The sequence below is a fragment of the Weizmannia acidilactici genome (assembly GCF_008974185.1).
In the GTDB taxonomy this organism is placed as follows: Bacteria; Bacillota; Bacilli; order Bacillales; family Bacillaceae_C; genus Weizmannia; species Weizmannia acidilactici.
The window spans coordinates 65,228-75,396 of the sequence record NZ_BKZP01000015.1; the positions used below are offsets into that span (position 1 = coordinate 65,228).

The 10,169-nt window shown below is 46.1% G+C and carries 10 protein-coding genes; 8 read left to right on the plus strand and 2 right to left on the minus strand.

What is annotated here, in order from left to right:
* The first annotated feature begins 12 nt into the window (after nt 1–12).
* The 5 genes from argF to BpJC4_RS08315 all read left to right on the plus strand — a co-directional run bounded on the left by argF (nt 13) and on the right by BpJC4_RS08315 (nt 4,871).
* A complete protein-coding gene (gene argF / locus BpJC4_RS08295) occupies nt 13–1,029 on the plus strand; it encodes an ornithine carbamoyltransferase (RefSeq protein WP_151697770.1) in 1,017 nt (338 codons plus the stop codon).
* Nucleotides 1,030–1,072: 43 nt separating this feature from the next.
* Nucleotides 1,073–2,503: an arginine-ornithine antiporter gene (arcD, locus tag BpJC4_RS08300; RefSeq protein ID WP_151697771.1), complete on the plus strand. Its 1,431-nt coding sequence runs from the start codon at nt 1,073–1,075 to the stop codon at nt 2,501–2,503.
* A 121-nt stretch (nt 2,504–2,624) separates the two neighbouring features.
* On the plus strand, nt 2,625–3,581 hold the full coding sequence (gene arcC, locus BpJC4_RS08305) for a carbamate kinase (RefSeq protein ID WP_151697772.1): 957 nt from the start codon (nt 2,625–2,627) through the stop codon (nt 3,579–3,581).
* Between the two features lie 122 nt (nt 3,582–3,703).
* Nucleotides 3,704–4,399: a Crp/Fnr family transcriptional regulator gene (locus tag BpJC4_RS08310; protein ID WP_253693382.1), complete on the plus strand. Its 696-nt coding sequence runs from the start codon at nt 3,704–3,706 to the stop codon at nt 4,397–4,399.
* Between the two features lie 28 nt (nt 4,400–4,427).
* A complete protein-coding gene (locus BpJC4_RS08315) occupies nt 4,428–4,871 on the plus strand; it encodes an arginine repressor (protein ID WP_151679590.1) in 444 nt (147 codons plus the stop codon).
* A gap of 34 nt (nt 4,872–4,905) precedes the next feature.
* Here the strand turns inward: BpJC4_RS08315 and alsR are convergent, their stop codons facing one another.
* Nucleotides 4,906–5,793, minus strand: a complete 888-nt coding sequence (alsR, locus tag BpJC4_RS08320; protein ID WP_151697773.1) for an acetoin biosynthesis transcriptional regulator AlsR — start codon at nt 5,791–5,793, stop codon at nt 4,906–4,908.
* A 215-nt stretch (nt 5,794–6,008) separates the two neighbouring features.
* Here alsR and alsS point away from each other — a divergent pair, with 215 nt between their 5' ends.
* Both alsS and budA read left to right on the plus strand, forming a co-directional pair.
* Nucleotides 6,009–7,691 (plus strand): acetolactate synthase AlsS, encoded by a 1,683-nt coding sequence (gene alsS, locus BpJC4_RS08325; protein WP_151697774.1) that lies wholly within the window; start codon nt 6,009–6,011, stop codon nt 7,689–7,691.
* Nucleotides 7,692–7,753: 62 nt separating this feature from the next.
* Entirely contained in the window at nt 7,754–8,503 is a 750-nt protein-coding gene (gene budA, locus BpJC4_RS08330) for an acetolactate decarboxylase (protein ID WP_151679587.1), read from the plus strand.
* A 138-nt stretch (nt 8,504–8,641) separates the two neighbouring features.
* Here budA and BpJC4_RS08335 read toward each other — a convergent pair whose 3' ends face one another.
* A complete protein-coding gene (locus BpJC4_RS08335; RefSeq protein WP_151679586.1) occupies nt 8,642–8,998 on the minus strand; it encodes a YgzB family protein in 357 nt (118 codons plus the stop codon).
* 144 nt (nt 8,999–9,142) lie between these two features.
* Here BpJC4_RS08335 and BpJC4_RS08340 point away from each other — a divergent pair, with 144 nt between their 5' ends.
* On the plus strand, nt 9,143–10,015 hold the full coding sequence (locus BpJC4_RS08340; protein WP_151679585.1) for a nucleotidyltransferase-like protein: 873 nt from the start codon (nt 9,143–9,145) through the stop codon (nt 10,013–10,015).
* Nucleotides 10,016–10,169 lie beyond the last annotated feature (154 nt).

The window sequence follows — 10,169 nt, forward strand, 5'->3', positions numbered from 1 at the left end:
GAGGAGAAAGATATGGCTGTTTATGCTGAAAACAAAGTCAATCTGAAAGGAAGAAACCTGCTAACCTTATCCGATTACACGGAAGAAGAAATCCTTTATTTGCTTGATCTCGCGGCGGATTTAAAAGCGAAGAAAAAAGCGGGCATTCCACATCGTTATTTGGAAGGGCAAAATATCGCGCTATTGTTTGAAAAGCCTTCCACACGGACAAGATGCGCGTTTACAGTTGCGGCTGTTGATTTAGGGGCGCACCCGGAATATTTGGGCAAAAACGATATTCAGTTTGGCAAAAAAGAATCTACTGAAGATACAGCAAAAGTGCTAGGCAGGATGTTTGACGGCATTGAGTTCAGGGGATTTTTCCATGAAACGGTTGAGCTGCTTGCAAAATATTCCGGCGTGCCGGTATGGAACGGGCTGACCGATTTATTCCACCCGACCCAGGTGCTGGCGGATTTCTTAACGATCAAAGAACAGATCGGCCACTTAAAAGGCGTTAAGTTTGTGTATGCCGGCGACGGCCGCAACAATATGGCGAATAGCCTGCTCGTCAGCTGTGCCAAAGTCGGCATGGATGTCAGAATTTGTGCGCCGAAATCGTTATTTCCGGCGGTATCGCTTGTGAAGGAAGCTGAAGCATTTGCCAAAGCTTCGCACGGCAGGGTGCTGATTACGGATAACATCGAAGAAGCAGTTGACGGCGCGGATGTTATTTATACGGATGTTTGGGTATCAATGGGCGAAGAATCGCAGTTTGAAGAAAGGATCAGACTCTTAAAACCGTATCAGGTCAATATGGAAATGATCCGGAAAACAGGCAATCAAGATGTCATGTTCCTGCACTGCCTGCCTTCTTTCCATGACCTGGAAACGGAGATTGGACAGGGCATCTACGAAAAATTCGGTCTGAAAGAAATGGAAGTGACGGATGAAGTGTTCCGCAGCAGCCATTCGTACGTATTTGACGAAGCCGAAAACAGAATGCATACGATTAAAGCCGTCATGGTTGCCACCAATCGGAGGGATTAAGAAAGCCGGTTGATCTTCAAATTAAACACTTGAGGTGAGAAAAATGGGAGACCAAAAAAAGCTCAGTTTGTTGTCGCTTATTGCCATTGTCATTGGTTCGATGATCGGCGGCGGGGCATTTAATCTGGCAAGCGATATATCGAACGGGGCGCATGCCGGCGCAATCATCATCGGATGGGTCATTACCGGGATAGGTATCATAGCCCTCGGCCTCTGTTTTCAAAACTTGTCAATGCGCCGCCCGGATTTAGACGGCGGCATCTATAGCTATGCCAAAGCAGGGTTTGGAAGTTTCATGGGTTTTAACAGCGCCTTCGGATACTGGTTGTCGGCTTGGCTTGGAAACGTTGCATACGCCACTTTGTTGTTCAGTTCTATCGGCTATTTTATCCCGGGGTTTGACGGCGGGCAAAACGTTGCTTCGATTATTGGCGCCTCCATCATGCTTTGGATCGTACATGCACTCGTGTTAAGAGGGGTACATTCCGCTGCACTTGTGAATCTTGTCACAACGATTACAAAACTTGTTCCGGTTTTCCTGTTCATTGTCATAATGATCTTCGCTTTCCATGCCAAAACCTTTACGGCGGATTTCTGGGGTCCGCATGGCACAGCGTTCCACTTTGGAAATGTGGCGGCTCAAGTGAAAAGCACAATGCTTGTAACGCTTTGGGTATTCATCGGTGTGGAAGGCGCGGTCGTCCTTTCCGGGCGTGCCCAAAACCGGAAAGATATTGGGAAAGCAACGGTTATTGGGCTGATCGGCACATTGGTCATTTATATCTTGATTTCGCTGCTCTCTCTTGGTGTTATGGCTCAAGGGGAACTGGTCGGCCTGCCAAATCCGTCGATGGCTTATCTGCTTGAACATGTTGTCGGCAAGTGGGGTGCCGTAATCATCAACCTCGGCCTGATTATTTCGGTATTAGGCGCCTGGCTCGGCTGGACGATCCTCGCCGCCGAAATTCCTTTTGTTGCCGGTAAAGACGATGTTTTCCCGGCATGGTTTGCAAAAGAAAATAAAAATCATGCCCCGGTAAATTCGCTGTGGCTGACAAATGGTTTAATCCAGCTGTTTTTGATCACGCTGCTGTTCACGGACAGAGCATACCAATTTGCTTATTCGATGGCTTCCTCGGCCATTTTAATCCCGTATTTGTTTTCGGCGCTTTACCAGTTAAAACTGGCAACGACAGGACAATATTATGAAACCGGCGAGAAACGTGCAAAAGACATCGTGCTTGGTATCATAGCCACCGTTTATGCCGTATGGCTTGTATATGCGGCAGGGCTGGACTATCTGCTTCTGACAATGATTTTATACGCCCCGGGCATCCTCATTTTCGTCGGGGTGCAAAAAGAGCATCATATTAGGAAATTTTTCAACAGGGCCGAATTGCTTGAAGCATGTTTGATTGTCTTTCTGGCTTTATGGGCGCTCGTTTCGCTCATCACAGGTTCGATTAAGATTTAAGTATTATTCCTAAAAAATCGCGCAATTCGCGGCGGCCTCCCCATACGAAAAAAACAGTCGGATTGCGCGATGATCAGCACTCTGGGATTACAGAGCGATTTTTAAGGAGAGAGATTGAGAGATGAAAAAGAAAAAAGTCGTCATTGCGCTCGGCGGCAATGCTATCCAAGCCAAGGATGCAACAGCCGAAGCCCAGCAGCAGGCATTGAAGGAAACAGCAAGGCAACTGTTAAAAATTATGAAAGCCGGATATGATATGATCATCACGCACGGAAACGGCCCACAAGTCGGGAATATCGTGCTCCAGCAGCAGGCTTCCAATACCGAAAAAACACCGGCCATGCCGCTTGATACATGCGGTGCCATGAGCCAGGGAATGATCGGCTATTGGATGGAAAACGCCCTTGAAGATGCGATGGAAGAAGCTGGCATCAAAAAAAATGTAGCAACGGTCGTAACGCGTGTTGAAGTTTCGCCGGATGATCCTGCTTTTCAACATCCTTCCAAGCCGATCGGCCCGTTTTATACGGAAGAAGAAGCAAGGAAAATGATGAAAGAACAAAATATCACCATGATAGAAGATGCCGGTAGGGGCTGGCGGCGGGTTGTCCCTTCGCCGCAGCCGGTCAATATTCTGGAACACAAAATGATTAACCAGCTGATGGAAGGCGGGAATGTCGTCATTGCGGTCGGCGGGGGCGGCATTCCGGTGATACGTAAAAACCACAGCCATATCGGGGTGGAAGCGGTCATTGATAAAGATTTTGCAGCCCAAAAGCTTGCCGAACTGGTCAATGCCGACATCCTGCTTATTTTAACGGCTGTCGGCCATGTATGCATCCATTACATGCGGCCGGATGAAAAGATTTTAACCGATATTTCCATTGAGGAACTAAAAAAATATCTTGAAAATGGTGAATTTCAGCCGGGAAGCATGAAGCCAAAAGTGGAAGCGGCGATCCTGTTTGTGGAATCCAATCCTTCAAGGAAAGCGATTATTACTTCATTGGATCATGCGTTTGATGCCCTCGAAGGAAAAATAGGGACGCAAATCATGGTTGAACAAGTCCCTGTATAACGATATGATGAAAAAGGAGGAATGTGTGCGTTGCCTCCTTTTCTCTGTTTTTTCAGAAAAAGGAAACGCTTTCCAAAGGCTGGTACTACATTAAAATAATATAAACGTATTGGGTGATTTTTGTGAAAGTGGACAAATCACATGAAATTAGAAGCATATTGAAAAGATTTGATGTGTTTAAAGATGTTCCTGAAAAGATTTTTATAGAACTTGAAATGAATTTATACCACCGGACTTACCGGAAAGGACAGCAGCTGTTTATGGAAGGTGACCCGCGCGAAAGAATTTACTTGCTGGTGGACGGTTATATCAAAATTGACAGGATGGACGAGAACGCCTCCTCCTTTTACGGGGATTATATCAAACCGTATGAGCTTTTTCCTTACGGCGGCCTGTTCAAAGATAAAGAATACCACTATTCTGCATATGCAGTGACCGATATCGAACTGTTTTATATTCCGGCGGTCCTGTTCGAAGAGATTGCCAAATCGAATAACACTTTGCTGCTACATATAGTTGAACATCTTTCCGATATTTTAGTTTTGCACGAATCGAGGCTGCAGCTTATCACAAACAGCAATGCTTCCGAACGTGTCCGCCATGTACTCTCCATTTTGCTTGAAGATTTAGGCATCCGTGCGGGAAAGGAAATCAAAATCCTCTGCCCCATTACGGTGGTTGACATCGCAAAGCTTGCGGGAACCTCCAGAGAAACAGCCAGCCATGTTTTAAACGAATTTAAGCGGGACCATACCATCTCTTTTGAAAGGCAGACCATCACATTCCACAAACTGGAAGTTTTCAAAATGGATAAATGATAAAATCATTTAAAGCGGGGATTCAAATATGGATAAAATGCAAAGGCAGCCGAAAATATGTGAATTGATCCAGTCGCAGCCCATTCACAGCCAAAATGAGCTGGTCCAAAAACTTGAGCAAGAGGGGATTCATGCGACGCAGGCAACCATATCAAGGGATCTTCAAGAATTGCATGTCTCCAAAATCATTGATGGCAATACATACCGGTATGCACTCTCACCAAGCAAAACGGATACTCAATGCCGCCTCGCCCATTGCATGCACATGTGGCTGAAAACCATGGTTACGGCTGACAATTTAATCGTCCTGAAAACAGACCCCGGTTGTGCCCATGTGCTCGGCGTTCTTTTGGACCAATTGGACGACAGGGATAAAATCGGTACGGTCTGCGGCAATGATACTTGCCTTGTGATTTGCCGGAACGGAAAAGCCGCCGGACATTTTCTTAACCGTATTTTGGAAAAGTATTGATAGGGTTTCAATTTTCCGGGAGTTCCCCATATTACTAAAATCCCGCTGTGACCCGGTCCGATATTTTTAAAAAATTGGCAAGGGCCGGGTTTTGGTCATCTTTTCTGTAAGCAATCGAAAGCACCGCATTTAAAGGATGCCCGTCAATTTCCCTGTACACAATATCCAAATTAAATAATTTTTCTGCTGTCCTTGGCAGTACCCCGATCCCGATACCCGCCGTAACAAGCCCTACAACCATTTGGTATTCTGTCGCTTCCTGGACAATTTTCGGGCTGAAATCGGCATCTTGGAACAAGGAAAGAAATTCATCATATAACCCCGGCCATATATCGCGGGACACGACAACAAACGGGACATCCGCTAAATCCTCGATTCGGATCGTTTCTTTTTGTGCGAGCGGATGGTTTTTCGGCATTGACAATGCAGCTGCCCCATTTTGGATCACTTTCGTTTCGATCAGCAGATCATGGATCGGCGGATGGAGCAGGCCGACGTCGATTTCCTTCCGGTGCAACGCTTTAATTTGGTCCGGCGTCGACAGTTCGTGCAAGGAAACGGCTGTTTTTGGATATTTTAAGCGGAATTCTCGGACCACTGCCGGCAAAATATCGTAAGTTGCAGAGCCGACAAAGCCGACAACGACGTTCCCGAATTCTCCCCTGCCGGCACGCCGTGTATTTTCAACAGCCTGGTCCAGCTGTTCAAGCACCTGTTTTACTTCCCTTAAAAACACTTTTCCCGGAATCGTCAATTCAACATGCCGTTTGCTGCGGATAAAAAGATCGACCCCGATTTCTTCTTCCAGCTGACGGATCTGCTGGGAAAGCGGCGGCTGGGTCATTTGCAGCCGCTCAGCCGCTTTTCCAAAATGGAGTTCTTCCGCGACGGTCAAAAAATAATGGAGATGGCGCAATTCCATCGGCAATCTTCCTCCTTATCGACAGATGATTAATATTTTTTGTGTATTATTCATATGGCAATAATATATTTTAAACATTTCCAAAAGTAGTGTAAAGTATAGATAGAAAAAAGATCGCCCAGCCTATAAATGAACGTTTTCCCCTATAAGAAGCGGGCGAATGTTCAAAATACGGCTGCCCTTATAAGGAACAACTTTTGGGAGTGTGAGCATTCGTGGATAAAACGCAATCGATTGATACAAAGAAAAAAACAGCTGCTGACCTTGTTGTCGACTGCCTGATTAAACAGGAAGTGCCGTATGTTTTCGGAATTCCGGGTGCAAAAATTGATGCAGTGTATGATGTGCTGCAGGAACGCGGCCCTGAATTGATTGTTTGCCGCCATGAACAAAATGCGGCCTTTATGGCTGCCGCAGTTGGCCGCTTAACGGGAAAACCGGGCGTCTGCCTTGTGACAAGCGGTCCGGGGGCTTCGAATCTTGCGACCGGGATTGTGACTGCGAATACAGAATGCGATCCGGTCGTTGCCATTGCCGGTGCGGTGCCGCGGGCGGACAGGCTGAAGAAAACGCACCAGTCGATGGATAATGTTGCACTGTTCCAGCCGATTACGAAATATGCGGCAGAAGTCGTTCACCCGGACACGGTGCCGGAAGTGATGACAAACGCATTCCGTTCCGCTGCATCCGCACAGGCCGGAGCCGCTTTCATCAGCTTCCCGCAGGACGTGCTCTCAGAGCCGGCGTCGGTTAAAGCTTTGGGCCCGCTGAAAAGCCCAAAACTCGGCAAAGCAGATGAAGAAGCGGTGAAAAAAGCCGTTGAGGCGATCCAAAACGCGAAACTGCCGGTCATTTTGGTCGGGATGCGGGCAAGCCGCCCGAAAGTCGTAAAAGCGGTGCGTTCTTTGCTGAAGAAAATCGCATTGCCGGTTGTTGAAACGTTCCAGGCGGCCGGTTTAATTTCAAGGGATTTGGAAGAACATTTCTTCGGACGGATCGGCCTGTTCCGCAACCAGCCTGGCGACATTTTGCTTGAACATGCCGACGTCGTTTTGACAATCGGTTATGATTCTGTGGAATACGATCCGAAGTTTTGGAACGGCCATGGTGAAAGAAAGATTATCCATTTGGACGAAATACAGGCCGATATTGATCACGATTACCAGCCGGAAATAGAACTGGTTGGCGATATTGCCGCAAGTGTCGACAGCATTAAGGACCAGCTGACACACTTGAATATGAGCGGAAAATCGATGGAATTGCTCGAACATCTCCGCAACCAGCTGAATTTGCGCGATGAACCATCCGATAATGCGAATTCCAATCTCGTCCATCCGCTCCAGTTGATCCGGGATTTACGTTCATTGATTGACGACAATGTTACGGTAACGTGTGATGTTGGTTCTCATTATATTTGGATGGCACGCCATTTCCGCGTTTACGAGCCAAACCGCCTGCTGTTCTCAAACGGCATGCAGACGTTGGGGGTTGCGCTTCCTTGGGCGATCGCGGCAACGCTTGTCAACCCGAATGAAAAAGTGGTCTCTATTTCCGGGGACGGTGGTTTCTTATTCTCGGCGATGGAACTTGAAACGGCCGTGCGTTTAAAATCCCCGATTGTGCACATTGTTTGGAGCGACGGAGCATACGACATGGTTGCATTCCAGCAACAAATGAAATATGGCCGCACATCGGGAGCGGATTTCGGCCCTGTCGATATTGTGAAGCACGCTGAAAGTTATGGTGCAAAAGGTTTGCGGGTGAACTCTCCTGACGAGCTTGTTTCCGTTCTGCAGGAAGGGCTAAATTCCGAAGGCCCTGTTGTGATCGATGTTCCTGTTGATTACAGCGACAACCTCGAACTGGCGAAAAAACTGCTGCCAAACCAATTGGTTTAAGGTTTGAACCGCCGTCGTACCTGCTTTTTGCATGCCAAACTTTTGGAAAGAAGGGGTTTTACATGAACACAGCTGCGAAAAATTCGAGCGTGGAACAAACTTTAACACGTCCGATGGATGAAGTTTACCAATTGTCGACGATGACTTCCCTACTTGACGGGGTTTACGAAAGCGATATGACGTTTGCCGAACTGAAAAAATTCGGGAATTTCGGCATTGGCACATTCAATCATTTGGACGGGGAATTAATCGCGTTTGACAACGAGTTTTATCAGCTCAAGGACGGTACAGCGCGCCGCGTCCGGCCTGAAGACAGCTCGCCGTTCTGCTCGTTGACGCATTTTACAACAGACATTACTTATAAAGTAGACGGGCCGCTTACCCGCCCGGAATTGGAAGAATTGATCAAAGATCTTGTTCGCAGCGAAAATTTATTTTACGCAATCCGCGTGGATGGCGTGTTTAAACAAATGAATACAAGAACCGTTTCGTACCAGGAAAAACCTGTTCCGATGACGGAAGCCGTAAAATCTCAGCCAGTTTATTCCTTTGAGGATATTAAAGGGACACTCGCCGGCTTCTGGACGCCGATTTACGCGCAAGGAATTGCAGTTGCCGGGTTCCATTTCCATTTCATTGATGACGGACGCACCGGCGGAGGGCATGTATTTGATTATGTGCTTGACTATGGCACGATCCAAATCAGCAAAAAAACGCATTTGAATCTGCAACTTCCGGAAACAGAAGGATTTTTAAACGCGAACCTCTCCCGTGCCAATCTTGCGGACGAACTGGAAAAAACGGAAGGATAATGAGCCTGTCCACTTTCGGCTGATTTGCCGGAAGCGGGCGGCTTTTTTATTGCTGTGATTTTACGAGGCTCATTGGAGGAAACGGGCAGATTTGCAGGGGCGTTTGCATAAAAAAACCGCCTGCACCGGCGGCGGGAATCATTTTTTTTGTAACTTTTTACGGTTATAAGCTTTGTTGAACGCTTTTCCTTCAAGCTCCGAATCCAATGTCAGCGGCTCGTTGCAGTGCATGCATATATCCACCCGTCCTAGCATTTTTGTCGGCTTACCGCAGCCCGGGCAAACAACCTGCACTGCTTTTGTCGAGAGCATGCCAATCCAAAAATAAACCATTGTGCTGAATAAAATAAAAAGGATCCCGAGTACCATAAAAACGGAAACAACGATCGGGTGTGCACGGAAAAACAGCCCGATATACATGACAATAAATCCAATGAAAATCAAGCTTAATGCAAATGTCCGGATTTTATTGATTTTGCTCGAATATTTCGTCAACTCCACCCCCTCATTTTAAATATAACATAACTAGCGAAAATGGAAGGAATGCAATATACTGAAATTTGTTGCTAAAATTTGCAGGGGATTTCCCGCAAATTGTTGAAATATGCAAGTATGGAGAAAATGATGGAGGAATGACGCATGAGAGACATTTTGAGGCCGATTTACCAGGAAAGGGCGAGCCAGCCAAATACGCTATCTGTCTTATATATTGAAAAAAAACCGGATGAAGAAGCCGCAACAAATCTGTTTGACGCCATTCTCTTCATCATTGTGAAAGAACAGGAACAGCCTCTGTACGTGAAGCATTACCGTTATGAGGGTAAAAAAGCCGCTTTGTATATTGTTGCTGAAAACCAAATGAAAGAGTGGCTGCTGTACGGTACGAACAGCAAGATGATCGAGTGGATTGCAGAAGGCCAAATTTTATTTGACCGCAATGAATATATGGCGCAGTTAAAAAACGAAGTGCGCGATTTCCCTTTCCAAGAGCGCAAAGTGAAAATCGGGGCGGAATTTTCGAAACTGATACGGAGATATTTGGCCGGAAAAGACTTTTTCAAGCAGGGCCAGTATTTGGATGCATACAACCACATGATCCACGCTTTGCACCATTTGGCCCGGCTTGCGGTAATTGAAAATGGCTTCCATCCGGAAATTACCGTCTGGAACCAGGTAAAGCAAATTGATTTGCAAATTTTCAAGTTGTACGAAGAACTTGTAACGAGTGAAGAATCGCTGGAAAAGCGGCTGGAACTACTCTTTCTTGCGAGTGAATTTCTCATTTATTCAAGAACGCCGCTTGGCACGCAGCATTTACTGGAGATCATGGAACAAAAAGAAGATTGGACAATTGACGAGCTGCTCTCCCATCCCTGCCTTAAGCCGTACAGCATCGATTTAACGGTTTTGCTTGAGTTTTTAATTGAAAAAAATATGATAGAAGAAGTTGCTGTGCCGACAAAAGGGCCTGAAATTTACCATCGCCATTACCGTGCCGTAAAAAAACATTAAAAAATTTTATTTTAGTATTGACGAATAATAAATAGCTTGGTATATTAATATACGTCGCTGATGAACACGAAAAAAACGATGTAAAACAAAAAATATTGACATCGACTTGTTATAGTGATATAATAACAAAGTATTTATCACAAAAAAGTGATTG

Coding starts and splice junctions, on each gene's coding strand:
- argF (WP_151697770.1), top strand. CDS start 13: ATGGCTGTTTATGCTGAAAACAAAGTCAATCTGAAAGGAAGAAACCTG.
- arcD (WP_151697771.1), top strand. CDS start 1,073: ATGGGAGACCAAAAAAAGCTCAGTTTGTTGTCGCTTATTGCCATTGTC.
- arcC (WP_151697772.1), top strand. CDS start 2,625: ATGAAAAAGAAAAAAGTCGTCATTGCGCTCGGCGGCAATGCTATCCAA.
- BpJC4_RS08315 (WP_151679590.1), top strand. CDS start 4,428: ATGGATAAAATGCAAAGGCAGCCGAAAATATGTGAATTGATCCAGTCG.
- alsR (WP_151697773.1), bottom strand. CDS start 5,793: ATGGAATTGCGCCATCTCCATTATTTTTTGACCGTCGCGGAAGAACTC.
- budA (WP_151679587.1), top strand. CDS start 7,754: ATGAACACAGCTGCGAAAAATTCGAGCGTGGAACAAACTTTAACACGT.
- BpJC4_RS08340 (WP_151679585.1), top strand. CDS start 9,143: ATGAGAGACATTTTGAGGCCGATTTACCAGGAAAGGGCGAGCCAGCCA.